The organism is uncultured Roseobacter sp. (genome assembly GCF_947495025.1).
GTDB lineage: Bacteria > Pseudomonadota > Alphaproteobacteria > Rhodobacterales > Rhodobacteraceae > Roseobacter.
In genome coordinates, this window is record NZ_CANLXG010000005.1 from 94,705 (window position 1) to 119,090 (window position 24,386).

Here is a 24,386-nt window from a genome sequence, read left to right on the forward strand (position 1 = left end):
AGGCAGTCAGTCTGAACACCCACACAGCGGTTGCAGTGCAACCCTGGTCCCGACGGAGAAACCACCGATGACCCCATTCGCCATCGCGGGCGTGCAGATGTACGTCAACGCACTGCAGTCCAACGTAGAAGGCATGATCCAGCGCCTCGATGTTCTCATGGCGCGCTTTCCATGGACACAGATGGTACTGTTTTCCGAGCTGGCGCCCTATGGTCCGCTGGACCGGTTTGCCCAGCCCCCCGAGAATGAGGCTCTGGACCAGTTCTGCACCGCAGCCCGCAAACACCGGGTCTGGCTGATTCCGGGGTCGATGTTCCTGCGTGATCCCGAAACCGGGCTTGTCTATAACACATCCGTGGTCATCAACCCCGAGGGCGAGATTATCCGGCGCTATGCCAAGATGTTCCCGTTCCGGCCATATGAGACCGGTATTGCGGCAGGCGAGGACTTCTGTGTGTTCGATGTGCCGGACGTCGGGCGCTTTGGTCTGTCGATCTGCTATGACATCTGGTTTCCTGAAACGACACGGCAGCTGACGGCCCAGGGCGTCGAGGTTCTGCTGCACCCCGTGCTGACGGGGACGACCGACCGGGACGCAGAACTGGCCATTGCGCGCGCGACCGCAGCACAGTTCCAGTGTTATGTGATCGACGTCAACGGCCTTGGGGCCGGCGGTGTCGGACGTTCGCTGGTAGTGGACCCCTCGGCGCATGTTCTTCACCAGTCCGCCGGTCAGGAAGACATGTTCCCGATCGAGGTGGATCTGAGCGCGGTGCGCCGGCAGCGCGAAACAGGCATGAAAGGCCTGGGCCAGGTGCTCAAGAGTTTCCGGGACCGGTCGGTGGACTTTTCGGTCTATGACAGAAACAGTGGAACCGATGCGTTTCTCAAAACGTTGGGCCCACTGGAGATACCGCAGCAGGGCACGCGGGCGGGCATTCATGTCGACGTTCCGGGGGAAAATAAACAGGAGGCTCCGGCCTACAAGGGCGCAGGGCTGGAACCGGCGAATTTGCCGGGTGCACAGGAGGACGACCGCAGGGCCGTAACGCTCAGCCCGGTTGCGGATGACGAAAAGCAACAAACAAGCGGGTAATCCCGCAGCGGAAAAGGGTGGTGGAATCCGCCTGCTGCTGCATCAGGGAGGCCCGCGCAACGGGGAACACAGATGCAAGCGATCAATGACTATTCTTCGGCTATTCAACTCCGCTCTGACCGCTGGAGCGCGTTGCGCGAGGCAACCGGCGCGCTGACCCGCGCAACAAATGCGCGGCAGAGCACGGCCTTAACGAAGAAAATCGAAGAGCTGTTCAACAACCTCTCTGTGATTGAGCCATACTGGGCTTTCCCGGGCATGTCCGCCTTTGACTACATGCGGCGCCAGTTTGAACATGGAAACCATGAAGAGCTGGCGTTTGCCGTGGGCAGGGTCACACGCGCACTGACAACCGGCGCATACCGGCGCCGTCACATTCCGCTTGAGCGCGAAAGTCTGGACAGTGATGAGCTTGATGACGAGGCGATGCAGTCGCCCGAGGCACGTGCGCTCGCCAAGCCCTATTTCGAAGTGCTGATCGTAGACAACGTCAATGAGCATCAGGAGCGCTGGCTGCGCAGCAACGTCACGCAGATGCGCCGCCCTGAAGATCCGTTCATCTACGAGGCGCTGGTCGTGCCCAGCCTCGAGGACGCGCTGGTTGCGGTGCTCTTCAACCACAATATCCAGGCGATCGTTGTCCGCCCCGGACTGGTGCTCAAGTCACGCATGGACCAGCAGATCGTCCAGCGCTTTCTCAACCGGGCAGGGGGCCAGGAAGAGATCGACAATATGGAGCCCGACAACTACGGGCCCGAACTCTGCCGCCTTGTTGCAAAGGTCCGCCCGGAGCTTGATGCCTATCTCGTTACAGAGCGGTCGGTTGAGGATATCGCGGGGCTCGATCTGGGGATCTGCCGGCGCGTCTTCTACAATCAGGAAGACTTTATGGAGCTGCATCTGAACATCCTGCGAGGTGTCCAGGCGCGCAACAAAACCCCGTTCTTTACAGCGCTGGTCGAGTATTCAAGACAGCCCACCGGTGTCTTTCACGCGATGCCAATCAGCCGGGGCAAATCGATCAGCCGCAGCCACTGGATCCAGGACATGGGTGCGTTTTACGGCCCGAATATTTTCCTGGCGGAAACATCGGCGACATCCGGCGGGCTCGACAGTCTGCTGGAGCCGCACGGGCCCATCAAAGAGGCCCAGGAACTGGCCGCCCGCGCCTTTGGCTCAAAACAGACTTTCTTTGCAACGAACGGCACATCAACCTGCAACAAGATCGTCGTGCAAGCCCTTGTAAGACCAGGCGATATCGTCCTTGTGGACCGCGACTGTCACAAGTCTCATCACTATGGAATGGTGCTGGCCGGGGCGCAGGTGTGCTATCTCGACAGCTATCCGCTGAACGAATATTCAATGTATGGCGCTGTGCCGCTGCGTGAGATCAAGCACCAGCTGCTCAAACTGAAGGCGCAGGGCAAACTGCACAAAGTGCGGATGCTGCTGCTGACCAACTGCACCTTTGACGGGCTTGTCTATAACGTAGAGCGGGTCATGGAAGAGTGTCTGGCGATCAAACCGGACCTCATTTTCCTGTGGGACGAGGCGTGGTTTGCCTTTGCACGGTTCAACCCTACTTACCGGCAGCGCACGGCAATGACAGCAGCCAATACGCTGCGGGCGAGATTCCGCACCGATGCGCACAAGCGGATGTACGAGGCTCAGCAGAGCACGCTGGAAGACGCGGATGACGAAAAACTGCTGGAAACCCGGCTGATCCCGCCGCCGGGCGCGCGGGTCAGGGCCTATGCCACGCAGTCGACGCATAAAACCCTGACGTCTCTGCGGCAGGGCTCGATGATCCACGTAAACGATCAGGATTTCAAAGGAGAGGTCGAGCAGGCGTTTCACGAAGCCTATATGACCCATACCTCGACCTCGCCGAACTATCAGATCATCGCAAGCCTGGATGTGGGACGCCGCCAGGTCGAGCTGGAAGGCTATGAATTCGTGCAACGCCAGATCGAGGCCGCGCTGTCGATGCGCCGCGCGATCATGACCCATCCGCTGCTCAAAAAGTATTTCCGCGTGCTGACAGCAGGCGACATGATCCCGGATGAATTCCGCCAGTCTGGCATCACAAGTTATTATGACGCCGAACAGGGCTGGACCGACATGTGGGACAGCTGGGAGCAGGATGACTTTGTGCTGGATGCGACGCGCGTAACGCTTGCAGTTGGCGGGACCGGCTGGGATGGCGACACGTTCAAGACAGACATCCTGATGGACAAATACGGGATCCAGATCAACAAAACGTCCCGGAATACCGTTCTTTTCATGACCAACATCGGTACGACGCGGTCATCGGTCGCCTATCTGATCGAGGTGCTGGTAGAGATTGCGAAATCGCTGGACGAACGGATTGATGACGCCAGCAAGATGGAGCGTCTGTCGTTTGAGCGGCGGGTCAAGGCGCTGATGGAAGATCTGCCACCTTTGCCGGATTTCAGCCGCTTCCATGAAGCGTTCCGTGTGTGTCCGACGACCGGCGAAGGCGATATCCGGTCTGCATTCTTTCTGGCCTATGATGAAAACAAATGTGACTACCTGGACATCAACGGGTCACTGAAAGAAGCGCTTGAAGCCGGGCAGACCGTGGTTTCTGCCAGCTTTATCATCCCATACCCGCCAGGGTTTCCCATCCTGGTGCCCGGTCAGGTGATCAGCAAAGAAATCCTCGCGTTTATGCTGGCGCTGGATGTGACCGAAATCCACGGCTACCGGCCCGATCTGGGCCTGCGGGTCTTCACCGATGAAGCGCTCGGAGAAATTGTGAAAGCGCGCGCAGATGCGCCGGAAATTGCCCCTGCGGCAGAATAAAATCAACAGAGAGGACAGCAATTCATGTCTACGACGGTTCTGAAAAACATCTCGGAAATCCGCCGGTATTTTCACCGCAATGAAGACCCGGTTTATTTTGTTTCCGCCACGAATTTCAACCTGCTCGGCATCGACGAATGGGTGAAGAATTTCAAGTATATATGCTACATAGACTGTTACGATGGCCGGCACCCGAACGTCTTTTGCCCCTCCGAGCAGCCGCATGCGGAATTCCAGTCTATCGAAGACATCAACAACTACCTGCTGCAGCACAAAGAGGTCATCGACTTTATCAAGCGTCGCGGCGGCAAACCTAAGTTCGTATTCCTCATGTTTGACGAGGAAACGGAGCGTTTGGCAAAAGAACTCGGCGGGTCGGTCTGGTTCCCCAAAGCCAAGCTGCGCACTAATATGGACAACAAGATCGAAACCGTCCGCATCGGGAACAAAGCCGGTGTGCCGTCGGTGCCGAATGTGCTTGCGGAGGTCAAATCCTATGAGGATCTGAAAAAGACCTGTGACAAGGCCGGGATCGGGCACGATCTGGTGCTGCAGTCCGCCTTTGGCGACAGCGGGCATACAACGTTCTTTATCAAATCCGAGGCCGACTTCCGCCGTCACGAGCACGAGATCATTGGCGAGGGCGAGATCAAGATCATGAAGCGGATCGATTGTCGCGGCTCGGCGATCGAGGCCTGTGCCACGTCCGAAGGCACGATTGTTGGCCCGCTGATGACCGAGCTGGTCGGTTTCAAAGAGCTGACGCCTTATCGTGGCGGCTGGTGTGGTAACGAGATGCTGGCGACGGCGTTTCCACCCAAAGTGCGTGAGAAAGCGCGGGATCTGACGTTCAAATTCGGGGAACAGCTGCGCAAGGAGGGGTATCGCGGGTATTTTGAGCTCGATTTCCTGATCGACAAGAAAACCGGCGATATCTGGCTGGGCGAACTGAACCCCCGCATCACCGGTGCGTCATCCATGACCAATCATGCAGCCTTTGCCCATGCGGACGCGCCGCTGTTTCTGTTCCACCTGCTGGAGTTCTCAAAGAAGAAATTCAATCTGGATGTGGATGAGCTCAACGCCCGCTGGGCCGACAGCGCCAATATCGACAGCTGGTCGCAGATGGTGATCAAACATACGGACGACACGGTGGACATCTGCACAGCCGCGCCGGAAACAGGCATCTACAAAATGCTTGAGGACGGGCGGGTGGTCTATGACCGCTTCGACTATCACCGCCGTGCAGTAGAATCGGAGAATGAGGCATTCTTCCTGCGTATTCTGGGGCCGGGTGACTATCGTTATGAAGGTGCAGACATCGGTATCCTTGTGACGCGGGGTCGTTCAATGACCAAGAGTTTCCAGTTGAATGACCGGGCGAAAAAGTGGATCCACGGCATCAAGCAATGTGTGGCGGCCAAACCGCTGCCACAGGCAGAGGCGGGGCCCGCGCTGGCGGATCCTGCTTTCAAAATCCTCTGATCCGAAAGGACAGCGCACCCGATGCTGTGGCGTGCCTTTACCGAAGAGACGCCCGGGCCAAAATGGTCCGGGCTTTTCGCCGAATACTGGCCTGATTATCAGCGCTGGTGGCTGAAGGAGGGTGAGACAACCCGCCCGACCTATGCGGAATCGCGCCGGGCGCTGAAAGAGCATATGCCGGAAATCGTGCCGCTCTGGGAGGAGTTGTGCGAACTGGCAGGGGGTGGCGATCACGCGGCGCGCTTTCTGTCGTTTTACTGTCCACCGCCTTACCTGGCAGGATGCAGTCAGGCGATCTGGACCGGCAAAGAACCGGTTATTGTGCGCAATTACGACTATAACCCCAACGCTTTTGACAGCCTCGTGCTGCACACCAACTGGCAGGGTCGCAGGGTGCTGGGAACCTCGGACGGGCTGTTTGGTATGGTCGATGGCATGAATGACGCAGGTCTGGCCATCTCACTGACCTTCGGTGGCCGGCGTGTCGTGGGCGAAGGGTTTGGTGTTCCGCTGATCCTGCGATATGTCCTGCAGACCTGCGAGACGGCCGAACAAGCCGGCGCGGCGCTCGCGCGCATTCCCACACATATGAGCTATAATGTCACCGTACTGGACAAAAAGCGGCAATATCTGACCGCGATGATGGCCCCGGACCGGCAGACCGTCATTACCCATGCCGCTGTCGCAACGAACCATCAGGAAAATGTGGAATGGGTGAGCCATGCCCGGTTTACGGCAACCGTTGAACGCGAGAGATTTCTGTTGCAGCGCCTGACGCTGCACCGCGACCCGGAGGACAAATTCATCGGTGCGTTTCTGAAACCACCTCTCTATTCCACCGCCTTCAGTGCGGGCTTTGGCACGTTGTATACGGCCGTTTACCGTCCGCGCCTGCAGCAGATGGAACTGCGCTGGCCGGGCAGTGTCTGGTCGTTGCCGATGAACGGCTTTGAAGAAGGCAGCAGGATGATCCGCGTACCCGGCGCTGCCTGAAAAGCAGGCAGTATTGTTGGAGGATGCCAACGTAAAGTTGTGTCAGGGGCTTGCCAAACCGTCCGCTGTGCCAAACATTACGTTCAGAAAAACAAATACTGGGGAGACTCCGATGAAACTTGCAACCTCCGTAATTACGGCGGCCGTTCTGCTGTCGACGACCGCCACGCTGGCGAGTGCCGAAACGCTTCGCTGGGCACGGGCCGGCGATGCCCTGACCCTTGATCCGCATGCACAGAACGAAGGTCCGACCTCTGCTCTGGCTCACCAGATCATGGAAACTCTCGTGATGCGGGACCATTCCGGTGCGCTTGTCGCGTCGCTCGCGACCGAATGGGGGCCTTCCGAGGCAGACCCGAATGTGTGGGTGTTCACGCTGCGTGAGGGCGTGACATATCATGACGGATCGGCGTTCGATTCCGAGGATGTGAAGTTCAGCCTTGAACGGGCAATGACGGCTGATTCTGATTACAAAGAGCTTCTGGCCTCAGTCGTGGAGGTCCGCGCGCCTGACGCCTATACCATCGAGATTGTGACCGATGGTCCGAACCCGATCATGCCGAACAACCTGACCAACATGTTCATCATGGACAAGACCTGGGCCGAGGCCAACAACGCCGTAAAAGTCCAGGACTATGAGGGCGGCGAAGATACCTTTGCGGCGAAAAACGCAAACGGTACAGGCCCTTACAAACTGGTCAGCCGCGAACCGGATGTAAAAACCGTTCTTGTCGCCAACGAGAATTACTGGGGTATCGGAGAGTTTCCACTTGAGGTGACCGAGATCATCTATACGCCGATCCAGAACGCCGCGACGCGGGTCGCCGCGCTGCTCTCAGGCGAAGTTGATTTCATCCAGGACGTTCCGGTGCAGGACCTTGGACGTGTGGCGGCTGAAGACGGTCTGGATGTGCGGACTGCACCGCAGAACCGTGTGATTTTCTTTGGAATGAATTCCGGGGATGCCGACCTGAAAAACGACAATGTCGAGGGTGCTAACCCGCTGGCGGATGTACGTGTGCGTGAGGCGATGAACCTCGCGATCAACCGCGACGCCATCAAGCAGGTAGTGATGCGCGGGCAATCGGCACCTGCCGGGATGATCGCTCCACCCTTCGTGAACGGCTGGGACGCAGACATGGACGCATCCTCCAGCACCGATCTGGAGCGCGCCAGGGAACTGATGGCCGAAGCCGGATATGCAGACGGTTTCTCGATCCAGCTGGATTGTCCGAACGACCGCTATGTCAATGACGAGGCGATCTGCCAGGCCTCTGTTGGTATGCTGGCCCAGATCGGAATTACGGTGAACCTTGATGCCAAACCCAAGGCCCAGCATTTCCCGCTGCTCAGCAATCTGGAGACGGATTTCTACATGCTGGGTTGGGGGGTGCCGACCTACGATTCTGAGTACATCTTCAACTTCCTGGTCCACGGTCGGGATGACAAGTATGGTTCATGGAACGCCACGCGCTACACCAACGATGATCTGAATGCCAAGATCCAGGGACTGGCGTCGAACACCGATCTTGAAGCGCGCGATGCGGACATCGCTGCCATCTGGCAGGTTGTTCAGGACGAAAAGCTCTATATCCCGCTCCACCACCAGGTGCTGAACTGGGGCATGAAATCCGGTGTCGATACAGTTGTCGAAGCGGAAGATTCACCCAAGATCAAGTACTTCAGAATGAACTGATCCGCTCTGCGCAGCACCTGATCTGCTGCGCAGACGATCGCAGTCAAGCGGGCCGGCGGCATTGTCGCCGGTCTGACTGAAGAGAATGCGCCCCGGCAGGGGCGCGCCGCCGGATTACACCAGTGGTTTTCAGCGAAAGGACATCCTATGCGTTATGCACTCACCGCCGCCGCTTTTTCAGCCCTGTTGTCACAGGGTGTGCTGGCCGAAGACTTCAGCTGGGCCGCAACGACAGATCCCCAGACGCTTGATCCGCACGCCGTGAACTCGGCACCGGTTCTGGGCTTTCTGAACAACGTTTACGAAGGTCTTGTCCGCCGTGGCAAAGACATGACAGTCGAACCTGCGCTTGCCACGTCGTGGGAGCCGATCGGCAACGGCGAAGGCTGGCGGTTCACGCTGCGCGAGGGTGTGACCTTTCACGATGGCAGTACATTTGATGCATCCGATGTGCTTTTCTCATACCAGCGCGCCTCGGATGAGGTATCTGACACCCGCAGCTGGTTTGCGCCGGTCTCAGAGGTCAAAATCGTGGACGACTACACGGTTGATATCATGACCACAGCGCCGAACCCGATCTTTCCTGACAGCATTGCTAACTGGATGATCGTTGATCAGGGCTGGGCTGAATCCAACGATGCGGCACGTCCGGACAAGGACAATGGCAACTATGCTACGCTGAATGCCAACGGCACCGGCGCCTTCCGCGTCACAACGCGCGAGCCGGGCCTGCGCACAGTACTGGAGCCCTTCGGTGGGTGGTGGGACACAGCAGAGCACAATATAACCCGCGCCGAATTCACACCAATTCAGAACCCGGCGACTGCCGTTGCAGCTCTGTTGTCGGGTGATATTGATCTGATCAACCCTGTGCCGATCCAGGATGCTGCCCGCCTTGCCGCAAACCCGGATGTCCAGGTGATCCAGGGCATTGAGGCGCGCGTCATCATGCTCGGATTTCCGCATGAAGCCGACACCCTGAAGTACTCGTCAGAAACATCAGATGCCAACCCGTTCGCGGACGTGCGTGTCCGGCAGGCGGTGGCTCATGCGGTGAACGTACCGGCGATCCTGCAGACGATCATGCGCGGCAGTGCAGAGCCGGCAAGCCAGCTGGTCAGCCCGGCCATGCGCGGGTTCAGCCCGTCACTCGCTGAACGTCCTGCCTTTGACCCGGAAAAGGCGCGCGCGCTTCTGGCCGAGGCAGGGTATGCAGATGGCTTTTCCTTCGGCCTCAAGTGCCCGAACGACCGGTACCTGAACGACGAGTCCGTCTGCCAGGCGATCACAGGCATGCTGGCGCAGGTCGGTATCACCGCACAGCTCGATGCCATGCCTGTTCAGAACTACTGGCCTGAACTGCGGGCAGATAACTATGACATGTACCTTCTCGGCTGGTCCCCTGGCACTTTTGATGCAGAGCACCCTGTCCGCTTTCTCGCGTCGACACCAGATGAGGAGAAAAAGCTCGGATCCTGGAACTTTGGCGGCTTCTCAAACGCCCGCGTCGACGAATTGCTGCCGATGATCCAGTCTGAAATCGATGACGCAAAACGCCAGGCCATGCTGGATGAAACCACGAAAATTCTTCAGGATGAGGTCGCCTATGTTCCGCTCTATGTGCAGCCACTGGTCTGGGGTGCCAGTGCAGGTATTGAGCTGACACAACGCCCGGACAACTTCTTTATTCTGCGCTGGGTTACAGTGAACTGAAGCTTCACCCGCCGAAGCGGGTGAAGCCTTCTCGTTGATCAAAGAGCGGGTTTCCTGCCGGCGCCCACGCCGCGCAGCCGCTCGATCAGTGCGACAAACATCAGTGCGTGGGTTACCAGCAGAACCGGCACGATGAATGTGGGAATGTACCAGGCCGACCGGAAAAAGGGTATCGCGTTGGTCTGCGGCAGTGCGTTCAGCAGATCGACCGTACCGACAATATTGAACAGCCACACCAGCGGCAGCGCGACAGCCAGGCGGTAGTGCAGCGCAGGCAAAGCAATCAGCGCAATGATGCCAGCCGCGAGGTCTCCGTAACCGGCCTCCAGTGCAAAATCCTGTGGCATATCTGCATGCACAACCGCGGGCACAAGAAACACCATCCCAAGGTGGCGCAGTGCGTGGGGCACAGTCAGCAAGAACAGCCCGTCATGAAAATCTGTGCGCGCCAGCCAGGGGCGCACCCACCAGACTCCGACCATTGCTGTTACGATCATGCTCAGGATGAACTGCATCTGAAATATCTGTTCGGTTCCCATCTTTTGTTCCTTTCCGGGGTTCTGATATTTACGTGTATATACACTCTTATAGTTGAAAAAATCAGTCCTGTTCGAGCAGAGCGAGGCGGCGTGTCAGTTCCTCGCGCCCGTCTTTGCCCAGCAAGTCTGAGGTTCTGGCCTGGATATCCTCCCACAGCGGCGCCGCTTCATCCAGCTTCTGTGTACCTGCTGTCGTCATCCTGACAACACGCACACGGCCATCGTCGCCACCACCGGTCTCAAGCCATCCCTGCCTGAGCAGTGGCTGCAGATTGCGGGTGAGGGTAGTGCGGTCCACCCCCATAATATCCGCCAGCCGTGTAACAGACAGCTCCGGGTGATAGGCAAAAACCGCAAGAAGGGTGAACTGCGTCGATTTGATACCAGCCGGTCGCAAAGCCGCGTCATATGCCTTGCCAACGGCACGCATAGACCTGCGCAACTGCGCGTTCAGGCATTCACGGTAGGGTCGCTGTGGCACGTCGTATCTCCTTTAGGTGCATATGCACTCTTTTGCACTCCAGCGCAATACTTCTGATCAAAAAAATGAAAACAGGGGGCTGCTGCAACATTATCCCGGGAAGCATCCCTTGACCCTCACGGGTGGCCTTGCGACAACAGTGTGATCACCGGAAAGGGTTCCATGCTCGCCTACGTCATCCAACGCGTATTTCAGTCTGCCATTGTGCTGCTGGTTGTTGGGCTTGTGGCATTTTCCATGTTCCGGTTTGTCGGCGACCCGGTAGACAATATGCTGGGACAGGAACGCACACAGGCGGACATTGAACGGCTGCGGACAACGCTTGGCCTCGATCAGCCCTTTCCAGTTCAGTACTACAAGTTCCTGACAAATGCGGCACAGGGTAATTTTGGGGTCAGCTACAGACAGGGGCGTCCCGTATCGGACATTCTGATGGAACGCGCACCCGCCACGCTGGAACTGGCCGCTGTTTCCGGGTTCCTTGCGATTTCGATCGGGATCGCTCTCGGTGTCTTCACGGCGATCCGTCGAAACGGATTTACCGCCAATGCGATCATGTCCATTTCGCTGATCGGGGTGTCACTCCCCACATTTCTGATCGGTATACTGCTGATATACCTGTTCTCGGTCGAACTGGGCTGGCTGCCGAGTTTCGGCCGCGGTGAGACCGTCGATCTGGGCGGCTGGAGTACAGGGTTTCTGACCAGCAGTGGCCTGCAGGCGCTGATCCTGCCCTCGATAACTCTGGGTCTCTATCAGATGACGCTCATCATGCGGCTTGTGCGTTCCGAAATGCTTGAAGTGCTGCGCCAGGACTATATCCGCTTTGCGCGCGCGCGGGGTCTGAAAGAACGCGCTGTGAACTTCCGGCATGCGCTGAAAAACACGCTTGTTCCCGTCATCACTGTCACCGGTCTCCAGCTGGGATCAATTATTGCCTTCGCGATCATTACAGAAACGGTCTTTCAGTGGCCCGGGGTGGGGCTGCTGTTTATCAATGCAATCCAGTTCGTCGATATCCCGGTCATGGCCGCGTATCTGATGCTTATTTCTGTGATGTTCGTCGGCATCAACCTGATCGTTGACCTGCTCTATTTTGCGATCGACCCGCGTCTGCGTGTTGACCGAACGGCGGCACACTGATGACGGAAACGACGCCCGCAAATACCAGTACCCCGGTCGAAAAGTCGCGTCTGCGCGTGGCGCTCGAGAGCGACTTTGCCTGGCAGTTCCGAAAATCCCCCGTAGCAGTCGTCTCTGCCGTTGTGGTGCTGATCATGGTCCTCGCGGCGGTATTCGCGCCACTGATCGCGCCCTATAATCCGTTTGACCCGGCCTCGCTGAACCTGATGAACGGTTTCTCGCGGCCCATGACCCCCAATGCCTTTACCGGGGATACATTCTGGCTGGGGACCGACGATCAGGGGCGTGATGTTTTTTCGACCATCCTGTATGGCATGCGGATATCGCTCTTTGTCGGCGCCGCAGCGGTGCTCTTTGCGATGGTGCTGGGCATCACGCTGGGCCTGTTGGCCGGCTATGTCGGGGGCTGGACAGAAACCATCATCATGCGTGTGGCGGATGTGCAGCTGACCTTTCCTGCAATTCTTGTCGCCATGCTGATCTTTGGCATCGCCAAGGGGATCACACCTGTCGAATACCGGGATCAGATGGCCATATGGGTGCTGATTATTGCGATTGGCCTGTCGGACTGGGTACAGTTTGCACGCGTTGTCCGCGGCGCGACGCTGGTTGAGAAAAACAAGGAATATGTTCAGGCTGCCCGGCTTATCGGACGCAGCCCGGGCGCCATTATGCTGCGGCATATTCTGCCAAACGTTCTGAGCCCGGTTCTGGTGATTGCAACGATTTCACTGGCGCTGGCCATCATTGCCGAAGCAACCCTGAGCTTTCTGGGGGTAGGGGCCCCACCAACCCAGCCCAGCCTGGGCACACTGATCCGCATCGGTCAGGGTTTTCTGTTTTCCGGCGAGTGGTGGATTCTGCTTTTCCCGGCCGCAACCCTTCTGGCCCTTGCTCTTTCTGTAAACCTGCTGGGCGACTGGCTGCGGGACGCACTGAATCCGCGTCTGCGATAGAGGACCTGTCATGAAATTTTTAGCAACTGTGATTTTCATACTCTGCACGGTCCCCGCGATGGCCCAGGACAACGCACAACTGGCTGCTGCCCGTTCGTTCGTGGAAAGCAGCGGCCAGCAGGCCGTTCTCGACAGAATGCTTTCTGTAGAGCGTGTTCTGCGTCAGACCGGGCTCAGCGAGGCGGGAATTCCGGACGGGAAGGAACCGGTGATCCGCGAAATCATCGCCGAAGAACTCGCGATCATCCGGCCCGGACTGGAAAAGGAAATGACCGAAAGCGCAGCTGAGGTTTTCAGTGCCGAGGAACTCGCGACACTTACGGCCTTTTATCAGTCCGAAGCCGGGGCTTCTGCAGTTGCCAAGATGGAACTCTTCGAGACAGTGACCCTGCGCTCTTTCGGCCCGACGTTTAACGAAGCCCGCGAACGCATGGCCGGGCGCCTGCAGAAAGAACTGACTGACTGAAAATGACTGACCCGGTCCTCTCCATCCGAGATCTGACGGTCGAGATTCCGACCCGGCACGGCGTGCTGCGTCCGGTAAACGGTGTCAGTTATGACATCGCGCCCGGAGAAGTCCTGGGCGTGGTCGGAGAATCCGGCGCCGGCAAATCAATGGCCGGTAATGCGGTCATCGGGCTGCTGAGCCCGCCCGCACATGTCTCAGGCGGCGAAATCCATGTAAACGGAGCACGGATTGATACCCTGACAGGTGAGGCGATGCGCAGGCTCCGGGGCAAAGAGATCGGCATGGTCTTTCAGGATCCGCTCACATCGCTGAATCCGCTGCTGCGCATCGGCGACCAGCTGACGGAAACGATGCTGGCACATCTCGATATTTCCCGGGCAGAGGCCTCGAAACGCGCCGTAGCAGCGCTTGAAGAAGTCGGCATCCCCGGTGCCTCGGAACGTGTCGACAGTTTCCCGCACGAATTTTCCGGCGGTATGCGTCAGCGGGTTGTGATTGCACTGGCACTCTGCGCCGAACCTTCGCTGATCATCGCGGACGAACCGACAACGGCACTGGACGTTTCTGTTCAGGCCCAGATCATCGCTCTGCTGAAAAAGCTGTGCCGGGAACGCGGGACAGCGGTCATGCTGATCACGCATGATATGGGCGTCATCGCCGAAGCCGCTGATCGGGTGGCCGTGATGTATGCCGGGCAACTCGCAGAGCTTGGTCCGGTTCGCGAGGTTCTGACGCGTCCGCATCACCCCTATACACACGGCCTGATGGGATCGACTCCACTTGCGTCACGCGGGCGTGACAGGCTGCATCAGATCCCCGGCGCTATGCCCCGGCTCGATGCTTTGCCCGAAGGTTGCGCCTTTCATCCGCGGTGTCCGAACAGCCAGAGCCGGTGCCAGACCAGTCCTGGCCCCCGGATCGCCGATGGTGACGGCCGTGCAGCATGCTGGTTCCCGCTGAAACAGGAGGCGGTTGCCTGATGGGCATGGTGAACATCCGCAATCTGACGCGCGTTTTCGACGTTTCAAAGCCCTGGCTCAACCGGGTTGTGGAGCGCCGCGAAAAAGCATTTCTGACAGCTGTCTCTGATGTCAGTTTTGAGATCGCCGAGCGCAGCGTCTATGCCCTGGTCGGCGAGAGCGGATCGGGCAAGTCAACAATCGGTAAGATGCTGGTTGGTCTGCTTGGTCCATCTGAAGGCTCAGTAGAAATACGCGGCACGGATCTGGCACGCGAGAAGGATGCGGCAAAGATTGACGCCGTACGCCGCGACATCCAGATGATTTTTCAGGACCCGTTTGCCTCGCTCAACCCGCGCTGGCGGGTGCGCGACATCATCGTGGAACCGGTTGCGTCGCGGGGTGGCAACACCGAAGGCATGGCCGAACGACTGCTGGAACAGGTGGGTCTCGCGGCCCGCGATGCCGGCAAATTTCCCCATGAATTTTCCGGTGGTCAGCGACAGCGCATCTGCATCGCGCGCGCGCTCGCCTCGGAGCCAAAGCTGATCGTCTGCGACGAGCCGACATCCGCGCTGGATGTATCAGTGCAGGCACAGGTGCTCAATCTGATGAGTGATCTCAAGGATGAATTCGGCCTGACCTATCTCTTTATCAGCCACGATCTGACGGTTGTGCAGCATATGGCTGACCGGATCGGCGTGCTGTATCTGGGTCGCCTTGTCGAAGAGGCTGATCCGGACGCGCTGTTTGACGATCCCAAACATCCCTATACGCAGATGCTGCTGGCGGCAGCACCGCAACTGGGCAACTTCGGGCGCGAGGTGCCACCGCCCACAGGGGAAATACCCGACCCGATAAATCCACCAACGGGCTGTGCCTATCACCCCCGCTGTCCGCTTGCGGCCGACATCTGCGCCCGGGACAGACCCGAGATGCGCACCGTGCGGGGAGCGCGCGTCGCCTGTCACATGGTGGAATGAGCGGCCCCCTGACATCGCTGCGGGTGGTAGAGTTCACGGGTCTTGGCCCGGCCCCACTGGCAGGTCAGCTGCTGGCTGACATGGGCGCCGAGGTCACGGTGATTGACCGCGCTTCCGGGGAACAGGATCCCACAGACATCAATCGGCGGGGTAAACGGTCTGTTGCGCTCAACCTGAAATCGGACGCAGGTCGCAGGGCCGCACAAAAAATCATCGCTGAGGCCGACATTCTGATCGAAGGCTTCCGCCCGGGCGTGATGGAGCGTCTTGGCCTCGGACCCGAAGACTGTCCGGAAAACCTGATCTACGCGCGGATGACGGGCTGGGGTCAGACCGGCCCTCTGGCACAAAGAGCAGGGCACGACATCAATTACCTCGCGCTGACCGGCGCGCTTCATGCAATCGGCCCGGCTGACCGTCCTCCGGTCGTGCCGCTCAATCTGATCGCTGATTTCGGGGGCGGTACCATGTTTCTGCTCTTTGGCATCCTGTCAGCCGTCATTGAGCGTACTGTGTCCGGCCGCGGCCAGGTTGTCGACGCTGCAATGTCTGATGGTGTGCCCGCCATGATGGGGCTTATTCACACAATGATTGCCCGCGGAACCTGGTCAGAGCAAAGGTCATCAAACTGGCTTGACGGCGCATCGCCGTTTTACCGGTGCTATGAATGCGCGGACGGCAGGTATATCTCGGTTGGCGCTCTTGAGCCGCAGTTTTACGCGGAACTGGTCCGTATCGCCGGTCTGGATGACAAGGGTGATCAGATGGATGTTGCCGCCTGGCCGGGCAGGGCCGCGGAATTTGCGGATACTTTCCGGACCAGAACACGGGATGAATGGGCAGATCTGTTTGCTGGCTCCGACGCCTGTGTCGCCCCGGTTCTGAGTTTTGCCGAAGCGACCCTTCACCCACAGAACTCTGATCGGGCAGTATTCAGCGCTCCCGGCGGTGTGACCCAGGCGGCCTGTGCGCCCCGGTTTTCCCGCAGCACTGTCCGTACCCCGGAAACGCCCGGCGCGCCAGGCGCCGATACCGAAGCCGTCCTTGGTGCACTCGGGTATTCGCGGGCAGCAATCGCAGCAATGCGGGCAGAAGGTGACATCACATGACAGTGCTGATCGCCGGTGCCGGAATCGCGGGTCTGACACTCGGGCTGACGCTGCATCAGATCGGCGTACCATTTCGCATCTTCGAGGCTGTCAGGCAGCTTCGGCCATTGGGTGTTGGGATCAACCTGCAGCCGAATGCAGTGCGTGAACTGATGGATCTTGGCCTCGGACCCGACCTGGAAAAGACAGGGGTTCAGACCCGGACACTCGGTTTCTACACGCGGACCGGGCGGCTGATCTGGCAGGAACCCCGCGGAGTGGACGCCGGGTACAGATGGCCACAGATGTCGGTGCACCGCGGACACCTGCAGATGATGCTTTATGATGCGCTGGTGAGACGTGCGGGAAAAGACGCCGTCGTCACAGGCCACCGGGCCACAGGCTATGTGAACACCCGCTCGGGGCCTGAACTTGTGCTTGATGGTCCCGGTGGTGTGATCCGGCAGACCGGCGACCTGCTGGTCGCTGCAGATGGCATTCACTCCGCGATCCGGGCACAGATGTACCCGGAAGAGGGCCCCCCGGTCTGGGGCGGTGCCATTCTCTGGCGCGGGACCACCTCTGCGCCGGGTTTCAGTGATGTGCCGGGGATGATCCTGGCCGGGCATGACACCCGGCGCTTTGTGGCCTATCCGATTTCAGCCGCTGATCCGGCAACCGGCAACACACTGATCAACTGGATTGCTGAACGGCGCGTCGATCCGGCAACGCAATGGCGGCGCGAAGACTGGAACCGGCCCGCCGACCTGAATGACTTTCTGCCGGAGTTCGAAAGCTGGAAGTTTGACTGGCTGGATGTGCCCGGTCTGATCCGCGGCGCGGAGGCAGTCTATGAGTACCCGATGGTCGACCGTGACCCGGTGAACAGCTGGACAGACGGCGCCGTGACACTGATGGGCGATGCCGCACATCCGACGTATCCGGTTGGATCAAACGGAGCGAGCCAGGCAATTGTCGATGCCCGTGTAATCGGGGCGAAGCTGGCGGAACACGGTGCCACACCAGGGGCGCTGCAGGAATATGAGGCGCAGATGAGGCCACGCGCAAACGCTGTTGTTCTGGCAAACAGGGGCAGCGGACCAGACGCCATTCTGCAGCGGGTCGAGGACCTGTGCGGGGGGGAATTTGACCAGATCGACGATGTGATCCCGACCGCAGAACTGGCAGCGCATTCCGCCAGATACAAAAAACTTGCCGGATTCGATCCCGAAACGCTGAACATCCAGCCACCTCTTGTTCCTGCCGCTCTGAGAAAGGTCACACCATGACGCGTATTGCCGTTGTCACCGGCGCAGCCGGGGGGCTTGGCCGTGCTATCAGCAACCAGCTGATGGATGACGGTCTGCATGTCTGCGGCCTCGATATCGATGCGCAGGGCCTTCGGCACATGGTGTGCGAAGGTTTTGATGCGATGCAGGTCGATCTGACAGACGCCAGTGCGATCGCATCGGTTTTTGAACAGATCAATGCAGAACACGGAGGAGTGGATGTCCTGGTGAACAATGCCGGTACCTGCTTTATGTCGGAATTTCCGGACATTCCGGCAGACGAGTTTGACCGGCAGATGGCGGTGAATTTCTCGAGCGCGTTTCATTGCTCTCAGGCCGCCGTGCGCCTTATGCAGGACCGAAATGGTGTACGCAAGATTGTGAATATCTCGTCGAATGGCGCCTATAATTTTGATGTGTTTGACCCGCCACATTACCGTGCCTCCAAAGCGGCGATGGACACTCTGACCAAAGATCTCGCGCGTCGGTTTGCACGTGACAGAATTGCTGTGAATTCCATCGCACCGGCCATGACCGAAACGCCCCTTTTTGGCGTGGTCAGCCAGGAGGTTCTGGACGCTGCAATCGCTCAGATGCCGCACGGGCGGGCAATGCAGCCTGATGAGGTCGCCGCCTGGGTGAGTTTTCTGGTTTCACCCGCCGGCGATATCTCCAGTGGGAATGTTATTATTCTCAACCAGGGGCGTGACGTGCGCTAGGTGTACCATTCCGGCGCTTTTTTCAGTGTCTTCCACTGGTCCGGGCAATGTCCGTAGATCACAAATGCATCGCGTTCCGCGGCTGTTTCCATCAATCGATCCGCGTTTTCAATGGCCAGCTTTTCATCCCATGAGCCGGCGAACTTTTCATCAATCTCTTCCGGTCGACTGATCGCGTCAGAGGTCAGCACCACTGCGCCGGTCTGCGGCAGATCAAGCACAAAAGCCAGCTGTCCGGGCGCATGCCCCGGCACGAGCAATACACGAAACCCGGGCCCGATGTCTGTGTCCTCTGAAATCTGCAGATAGTCAGCGACCGGCCACTCCATCGTTTGCTTCCCGGACCAGTACAGTGGCCGTGGCAGGGCGCGTTCGGCAGCGGCAATGAGGATCGGCGTGTTCGGGAAGGCGTGCATAAAACCGACGTGGTCGATATGCGTATGACTCTGGATCATCAGATCAATGTCACCCGGCGCAAGCTCCAGCCGCGCAAGTTGAGAGGGTGCCAGATTTTCATGGGTCAGCGACAGGACCTGGCCAAATCCACCCAGTTCATCCTCGGTCGTGGCGGCCAGTGGGTCGTCTGCGTATTTTGCCGGGAACCCGGTATCAATCAGAACCGATTCTCCTGCCGTGGTCTGTACCACATATCCGCAGATACCGATAATGCGGCCATTGGCGTGAACCTGAAACAATCCGTAGTCCAGAACCGCCAGCCACGCGGGACTGCCTTTCAGAAGGGGTTGCATAACTTCTCCGGGCGCTTTCTGATCCGAGCAGAGAGGGAGCCCCTTTGAAAGTCAAGATACACACGCTTTTTCAGTACCTGCTGGAGACAACAGACGCTGCACCAGAGGCCATTGTCGGTTTTTCCCTTTCGCAGTCTCCGGTTCTTGGTGATTTTCTGGACGATCTGGACCCTCAACAGTCACTGGACTGGAATGGCAGGGATTTCCGTGGGTTGCCGGAATTACGAGACCATGTTCTCAGGCAGGCCGGGCTGGACGGTTTGTGTATCGCAGATGATGTACTGATCACAGCGGGTGCAGCAGAGGCCAATTACCTTGCCATTATGCAACTGCTGCAGCCCGGTGACGAGATCGTCACGGAAAGCCCGGGCTGGCCGCAGGCGGAAGTACTGGCAAAGGCGGCGGGCGCGCAGACTGTTCATGTGCACAGGCACGAAGCGGACGGCTGGGCGCTGCCTCTGGATGATCTGGCAAGGGCGGTTGGCCCGAAAACCAGGATGATTTTTCTGAGCAATCCCAACAATCCGACCGGCCGTATGCTCACGCGCACCGAACTCGAAGAGGTTGTCCGCATGACGGACCGGGCAGGGGCGTGGCTGCTGGTTGATGAAGTATACGCCGGACTTGAATGGGAGGGCCCGCGCGCGCCTTCGGTTGCCGGGATGTATGCCCGCGGCATCACCACCGGGTCTGTGTCCAAAGCCCTGGGGCTTCAGGGGTTGCGGACCGGCTGGCTGATCTGTCCGGACCAGACGCTGGTGATGGACGCCGTGATCCGACGTGAAAACGCATCCGAGATCATGAATATTATGGGTGAGGTGATCGCCGAAATTGCGCTGCGGCCTGCCCGTTATGAATCAGCGCTGAACGCGGCCCGCGCAGCCGGAATGTCCAATCTGGCCCATCTGAACAACTGGGTGGCCAGGCAACCCGGCCTGAAATGGGTCGCACCCCAGGCAGGTCTCATCGGACTTGGCCGTCTGCCGGATGGCATCGACAGCGATGCTTTTGCCCGGTTTCTTCTGGCAGATCCGTACCGGACGTTCCTGCTGCCCGGCAGCGCCTATGGTCAGCCCGGCCACATCAGGCTGGGTGTCGGCGGCGGTGCAGAGGTCTGTCTGGACGCAGGTCTCACGCGCCTGGCTCAGGCGCTGGCGGACTGGTCTGGCTAGCGCAGCCCGTCGCGCGCGACAAAAGCGGCAAGATCCGCGACGATCTGACCACGTGCCGCGGCGATCGCTCCGGGCCCTGCGGCGGGATCAAAGGGAACGGTCAGATCAAAAAAACCGGATCGTTCGCGACGCCCGTCCGTCACCCCGACAAAATACTGGCCTGTTGCCCTGAACTGACCATCAGCACCTGCGACCAGCCGCTCAAACCGCACATCCAGCATTGCATCCGCAAATGTCTCAAAAGGCCAGGGAGCTGATGCCACACGCGCGCCGGTAATCTGCGCAAGATGCCGGCTGAGCTCCAGTGCAACAGCGCGTCCGGGCGTGTCCGCCCAGAGCACATTCCCCGCACTCGCCAGTCGTCCGTCCTCAGCCTGCGTGGTGATTTCATCCGAAGCAGCATAGGCGGGCAGGGAGACTTCGCGCACTTCAACGGAGCGGAAAGCAATGCGTTGCTGCTGCGCGACTTCGACCGCCGGCACAGCGTATCTGTCAGATGCTGTCGTGCAGGCGCCAGGTCCAACGAGCGCCAGGCCTATGAAAATCAGATGTCTCGTTTTCATTCAGCGTCCCCTGATCAGTGCGCCCGGATTGCGTTCCAACAGCCGCGCCAGCGAGGTAATTGCCTCTGCTGCCTGTGAGATATCGCGCAGGGCCGCCTGCGCATCACGGCTCAGCGCTTCGCCGCGGTCATATCCTGCAATGGTCGCGCTTGCCTGGTCAAATACCTCCGTGATGCGATCCACCAGAGCTGGCAGGTCCTGACTGGACAGCGCGATTGCATCGGCAGCTTCGCGTGTTGATTGCAGTGTTGCGTTCACATTCTCTACCGCGCCACCGCTCCGCAGTTCGGCGAGGGTTGCGTTCAGCTCATCCAGAGCAGCGGCAAGGGAACCGGGCAGATCCTGTGCTGCAGTCGTGCTCAGGATGTCATCTGCCGAGGCCAGGAGTACAGTCAGCTGCCGCGTCAGTTCCTCCAGCGGCAACGCTTCGGCCTGCGCGGCCACATCCGTCAGTCCGTCAAGAAGATCCGGCAGACCTGAAACAGACGCTGTGACGGATGTTGCCGCGACCGTGGTCGCATCAATCGCGCCGACAATCTTTTGCACGGCCTGATCTTCCTCAAGCTGGGCCAGCAACGCTTCGAGCCGCACCAGCGCTGCATTCAGAGCGATCGGAATTTCCTGAACCGAGGGCGCAGTGACCATACCCCGCACGTCACCGAGCAATGCACGCACCTCCTGCGGAGCATCGCGCAGCGCCGGGTCGGTGACAAGCGCCCGCGCACCGTCCAGAAATTCTATTGCGCTGTTCAGCAGATCTTCGATCGGCAGACTGTTCAGCCGCGTAAACACCCCCTCGACTGTCGCAGCCGCATCGGAAATCTCGCTTTCCGTCGTCGGCAGTACCGGCATTCCGGCCTCTGAGATTTCGAGAGCTGCCGGTGGCGCATCCGGCACTTCGACCAGTTCAACTTTCAGCCCGCCAGTCAGCAGGCTTCCCGACGCGAGGCGCGCGCGGAGACCACCTTCGACCTGTGCGGTCAGAAAATCGAGGGCTGTTGCAGAGCTGGCATCCCCCGGAAGGCCCAGCCGGGCGGGCTGGATAGCCAGAACCACACTGAGCCGTACGCGGGAATCCCCGAAGACCGCCTGATCCACAACACCGGAAAGGCTCTCGACCGTACCGATCCGCAGGCCGCTGAGCTCAACCGGTGCACCAAGCACCAGACCCGAAATATTCTCGTCGAATATGACCCGCATCTCGAGGACTTCGACCTCGGACGCGTTGAAAACACTGTTCCGGGCGGACACGGAATCCGCGAAGACCTCGAATACTGTCCCATCAACGATCTGCTCACCGCCGGAGACGAAAGTGTCGAAAGTGATGCCGCCACCCACCAGCGATGCGATTGATGAAAAATCAATGCCCGCGCCACCGGGCCCGATGCTGACGCTGAACCCGGAGGTGTCCCAGAAACGCGTCGCCCCGGTGATCAGCCGCCCGTGCGGAGCATAGATAACCGCTTCTGCGATGGCAAAATTGCCTTCCGGCGAAATACGGGCGGGGCCGACGCGGCCGACTTCGATACCACGGTAAAGGATCGGGACATCATCCGACATGGTACCGCCGGGGATCGTTCGCAGGGCGATCTGAAGGCCCTGGTCACCCGGCAGAAACAGCGGCGCCGTTGTGCGGCCTTTGAACGAAAAACGGGGCAGGCCGATTTCGCCGTCCCAGGAACCTTCGATAAAGACACCACTGAGCACTGTGTCCAGACCGGTCACGCCCCGCGCTGACAGTTCAGGCTGAACCACCCAGAAATTTGATCCCGCGTCTACGTAGGGCGCTACATCCTTGTTCAAACGCACCTCGGCCACGACACCTTCGAGGCCCTCGGCAAATATCACGCGTTCGACGACGCCCACTTTGACATCGCGGAACCGCAGCTCGGTCTGGCGCGCCGTAATGCCGGCTCCGGTCTCGAACTGTATCGAAATCAGCGGGCCGCGCGCATTGAACGACTGCCAGGCGACGAACAATGCAATCACAAGCGCCGCGAGCGGAATAAGCCAGATCATGGAAGCCCGGCCCGATACCGGGGACTTTCCCGTCTCGATAGACACCGGGGAAGGTTTGTCATTCATCGGACTGCACTCCTTCCCGTGTGGTGCCGGCGTCCCAGATCAGACGGCTGTCAAATGCCTGCGCGGCCAGCATGGTGAAAATGACCGACAAAGCAAAGAAAAGACTGGCGATCCCCGGCTGTACGGCAACCAGTGTGTTCAGTTGCACCAGTGCTGACATGATCGCAACAACAAAGATATCGATCATTGACCAGCGTCCGATATATTCAACGATTTCATAAAGAAGTTGTCTCTGATGGGCTGATACCGACGACGGGTGTCTGACCGACAGGGCGAGAAACCCGATTGCCAGAAACTTACCCAGTGGGATGACCACGCTGGCGACCAGAATGACCCCCGCCACGAAATAGCTGCCATATTCAATAAAGCTGATCGCGCCCCCGATGATCGTATCCTGCTGCACCGAAAAAAGTGTCCTGGTCCGCAGCATCGGATAAAGGTTTGCCGGGATGTAGCACATCAGACCGACAAGCAGGAACGCCCAGACACGCTGCAGACTGTGCCAGTCGCGCATGACAAGCCGCTTGCCGCAACGTGCACAGCGCGGTGTTTCGGCAGGCCAGACGCCCGAACAGCGGCGACAGCACACCAGGCCCATGTCGCGGGCGCTTATGACCGTGCCGGTTTGTTCAGCGCGTTCCATACAGACCACCTGCATAAATATGCTTCGTTAACGACGACCAGCAGAACCAGAGTTGAAAACATCCAGAACGCGGGACCGAAGGAGACCTCTGCAAGGTCACTGATCTTGATGAGGGCAACCGCACAGCCGATCACGAAAATCTCTGCCATCGACCATGGACGAAGCGCTTCTGAGAGACGGAAAGCTTTTGCCGCATACCGTGCAGGCGGCTGGTCGCGCACAATCGGGATCAGGACATACAGCGACAGCAACACGCGCGCCAGCGGAATGAAGACGATCAGAGCCGCCGTCGCCAGCGAGAGCAGCACAAGAGGGCCATCACTGAAGGCCAGCGCCGCCTGAAGAACAGAGACTGAATTTGTTGCACCCGATACTGAAATCGTCAGAAACGGAAAAAGTGCAGCGGCCAGAATGAGAATGGCAATCGCGAGCGACAAGGCAATGATCTGTTTGCCGGCTTTCCGGCGTGGCTCGATCAGAACCTCGCCGCAGCGTCCGCAGACCGCCCGCTGCCCGGCATCGGGCCGTTCCAGAGACCATGCAGCGTCGCACTGAGGGCAGACGATCAGATCTGTCCTGAGGCCTGTTATGTGGGTTTCATTCACGCAGCGTTCTGCCCGCACCTGATCTGTGGTTGCCTTACGCCAGTATCGGCTGTCTTTGCGGATAACTGCAAGCGCTGAAACATCGCCGTCTCAGGCGTCAGTGCACTGAAATTTATTTACATAATCCCTATTAT

General features: G+C 59.0%; 22 protein-coding genes. 15 read left to right on the forward strand and 7 right to left on the reverse strand.

The genetic code is table 11. The annotated features are described in order from the left end of the window. The first annotated feature begins 67 nt into the window (after positions 1 to 67). The 6 genes from Q0792_RS19050 to Q0792_RS19075 all read left to right on the forward strand — a co-directional run bounded on the left by Q0792_RS19050 (position 68) and on the right by Q0792_RS19075 (position 9,809). The gene (locus tag Q0792_RS19050; protein ID WP_298844722.1) at positions 68 to 1,096 is read left to right on the forward strand and encodes a carbon-nitrogen hydrolase family protein; all 1,029 of its coding nucleotides are present in this window, start codon (positions 68 to 70) and stop codon (positions 1,094 to 1,096) included. 72 nt (positions 1,097 to 1,168) lie between these two features. Next, positions 1,169 to 3,922, forward strand: a complete 2,754-nt coding sequence (locus Q0792_RS19055) for an aminotransferase class I/II-fold pyridoxal phosphate-dependent enzyme (RefSeq protein ID WP_298844725.1) — start codon at positions 1,169 to 1,171, stop codon at positions 3,920 to 3,922. 24 nt (positions 3,923 to 3,946) lie between these two features. Beyond that, positions 3,947 to 5,407 (forward strand): biotin carboxylase, encoded by a 1,461-nt coding sequence (locus Q0792_RS19060; RefSeq protein ID WP_298844728.1) that lies wholly within the window; start codon positions 3,947 to 3,949, stop codon positions 5,405 to 5,407. A gap of 21 nt (positions 5,408 to 5,428) precedes the next feature. Continuing rightward, complete coding sequence (locus tag Q0792_RS19065) at positions 5,429 to 6,400, forward strand: C45 family peptidase (RefSeq protein WP_298844731.1); 972 nt, start codon at positions 5,429 to 5,431, stop codon at positions 6,398 to 6,400. Between the two features lie 112 nt (positions 6,401 to 6,512). Further along, entirely contained in the window at positions 6,513 to 8,096 is a 1,584-nt protein-coding gene (locus Q0792_RS19070; protein WP_298844733.1) for an ABC transporter substrate-binding protein, read from the forward strand. Between the two features lie 147 nt (positions 8,097 to 8,243). Further along, the gene (locus Q0792_RS19075) at positions 8,244 to 9,809 is read left to right on the forward strand and encodes an ABC transporter substrate-binding protein (protein ID WP_298844736.1); all 1,566 of its coding nucleotides are present in this window, start codon (positions 8,244 to 8,246) and stop codon (positions 9,807 to 9,809) included. 38 nt (positions 9,810 to 9,847) lie between these two features. On the opposite strand, the gene Q0792_RS19080 is transcribed toward Q0792_RS19075, so the two are convergent. Both Q0792_RS19080 and Q0792_RS19085 read right to left on the reverse strand, forming a co-directional pair. Beyond that, positions 9,848 to 10,348: a hypothetical protein gene (locus Q0792_RS19080; RefSeq protein ID WP_298844739.1), complete on the reverse strand. Its 501-nt coding sequence runs from the start codon at positions 10,346 to 10,348 to the stop codon at positions 9,848 to 9,850. A 61-nt stretch (positions 10,349 to 10,409) separates the two neighbouring features. Next, positions 10,410 to 10,829 carry a MarR family winged helix-turn-helix transcriptional regulator gene (locus tag Q0792_RS19085; RefSeq protein WP_298844742.1) on the reverse strand — a complete coding sequence of 140 codons (420 nt, stop codon included), beginning with the start codon at positions 10,827 to 10,829 and terminating at the stop codon, positions 10,410 to 10,412. 162 nt (positions 10,830 to 10,991) lie between these two features. Here Q0792_RS19085 and Q0792_RS19090 point away from each other — a divergent pair, with 162 nt between their 5' ends. The 8 genes from Q0792_RS19090 to Q0792_RS19125 are packed head-to-tail and all read left to right on the forward strand — an operon-like array spanning position 10,992 to position 18,435. Continuing rightward, positions 10,992 to 11,972: an ABC transporter permease gene (locus Q0792_RS19090; RefSeq protein ID WP_298844745.1), complete on the forward strand. Its 981-nt coding sequence runs from the start codon at positions 10,992 to 10,994 to the stop codon at positions 11,970 to 11,972. Further along, a complete protein-coding gene (locus tag Q0792_RS19095) occupies positions 11,972 to 12,928 on the forward strand; it encodes an ABC transporter permease (protein ID WP_298844748.1) in 957 nt (318 codons plus the stop codon). The genes Q0792_RS19090 and Q0792_RS19095 overlap by 1 nt, the downstream gene beginning before the upstream one ends. A gap of 10 nt (positions 12,929 to 12,938) precedes the next feature. Continuing rightward, positions 12,939 to 13,394, forward strand: a complete 456-nt coding sequence (locus tag Q0792_RS19100) for a DUF2059 domain-containing protein (protein ID WP_298844750.1) — start codon at positions 12,939 to 12,941, stop codon at positions 13,392 to 13,394. A 2-nt stretch (positions 13,395 to 13,396) separates the two neighbouring features. Continuing rightward, positions 13,397 to 14,377 carry an ABC transporter ATP-binding protein gene (locus Q0792_RS19105; RefSeq protein WP_298844752.1) on the forward strand — a complete coding sequence of 327 codons (981 nt, stop codon included), beginning with the start codon at positions 13,397 to 13,399 and terminating at the stop codon, positions 14,375 to 14,377. Continuing rightward, on the forward strand, positions 14,377 to 15,339 hold the full coding sequence (locus Q0792_RS19110) for an ABC transporter ATP-binding protein (protein WP_298844754.1): 963 nt from the start codon (positions 14,377 to 14,379) through the stop codon (positions 15,337 to 15,339). The genes Q0792_RS19105 and Q0792_RS19110 overlap by 1 nt, the downstream gene beginning before the upstream one ends. Next, on the forward strand, positions 15,336 to 16,448 hold the full coding sequence (locus Q0792_RS19115; RefSeq protein WP_298844759.1) for a CaiB/BaiF CoA-transferase family protein: 1,113 nt from the start codon (positions 15,336 to 15,338) through the stop codon (positions 16,446 to 16,448). The genes Q0792_RS19110 and Q0792_RS19115 overlap by 4 nt, the downstream gene beginning before the upstream one ends. Next, positions 16,445 to 17,716, forward strand: a complete 1,272-nt coding sequence (locus Q0792_RS19120) for a flavin-dependent oxidoreductase (RefSeq protein ID WP_298844762.1) — start codon at positions 16,445 to 16,447, stop codon at positions 17,714 to 17,716. Before Q0792_RS19115 ends, Q0792_RS19120 begins: the two co-directional genes overlap by 4 nt. After that, complete coding sequence (locus Q0792_RS19125; RefSeq protein WP_298844765.1) at positions 17,713 to 18,435, forward strand: SDR family NAD(P)-dependent oxidoreductase; 723 nt, start codon at positions 17,713 to 17,715, stop codon at positions 18,433 to 18,435. Before Q0792_RS19120 ends, Q0792_RS19125 begins: the two co-directional genes overlap by 4 nt. Here the strand turns inward: Q0792_RS19125 and Q0792_RS19130 are convergent. Further along, entirely contained in the window at positions 18,432 to 19,184 is a 753-nt protein-coding gene (locus tag Q0792_RS19130) for an MBL fold metallo-hydrolase (protein WP_298844768.1), read from the reverse strand. The two genes, Q0792_RS19125 and Q0792_RS19130, sit on opposite strands and share 4 nt — an antisense overlap. 44 nt (positions 19,185 to 19,228) lie before the next feature. Here Q0792_RS19130 and Q0792_RS19135 point away from each other — a divergent pair, with 44 nt between their 5' ends. Continuing rightward, on the forward strand, positions 19,229 to 20,356 hold the full coding sequence (locus Q0792_RS19135) for a pyridoxal phosphate-dependent aminotransferase (RefSeq protein ID WP_298844770.1): 1,128 nt from the start codon (positions 19,229 to 19,231) through the stop codon (positions 20,354 to 20,356). On the opposite strand, the gene Q0792_RS19140 is transcribed toward Q0792_RS19135, so the two are convergent. The 4 genes from Q0792_RS19140 to Q0792_RS19155 are packed head-to-tail and all read right to left on the reverse strand — an operon-like array spanning position 20,353 to position 24,252. After that, positions 20,353 to 20,919 carry a membrane integrity-associated transporter subunit PqiC gene (locus tag Q0792_RS19140; protein WP_298844773.1) on the reverse strand — a complete coding sequence of 189 codons (567 nt, stop codon included), beginning with the start codon at positions 20,917 to 20,919 and terminating at the stop codon, positions 20,353 to 20,355. The two genes, Q0792_RS19135 and Q0792_RS19140, sit on opposite strands and share 4 nt — an antisense overlap. Then, the gene (locus Q0792_RS19145) at positions 20,920 to 23,004 is read right to left on the reverse strand and encodes an MlaD family protein (RefSeq protein WP_298844776.1); all 2,085 of its coding nucleotides are present in this window, start codon (positions 23,002 to 23,004) and stop codon (positions 20,920 to 20,922) included. Then, complete coding sequence (locus Q0792_RS19150) at positions 22,997 to 23,647, reverse strand: paraquat-inducible protein A (RefSeq protein WP_298844778.1); 651 nt, start codon at positions 23,645 to 23,647, stop codon at positions 22,997 to 22,999. The genes Q0792_RS19145 and Q0792_RS19150 overlap by 8 nt, the downstream gene beginning before the upstream one ends. Next, positions 23,614 to 24,252 carry a paraquat-inducible protein A gene (locus Q0792_RS19155; RefSeq protein ID WP_298844780.1) on the reverse strand — a complete coding sequence of 213 codons (639 nt, stop codon included), beginning with the start codon at positions 24,250 to 24,252 and terminating at the stop codon, positions 23,614 to 23,616. Before Q0792_RS19155 ends, Q0792_RS19150 begins: the two co-directional genes overlap by 34 nt. Between the last annotated feature and the right edge of the window lie 134 nt (positions 24,253 to 24,386).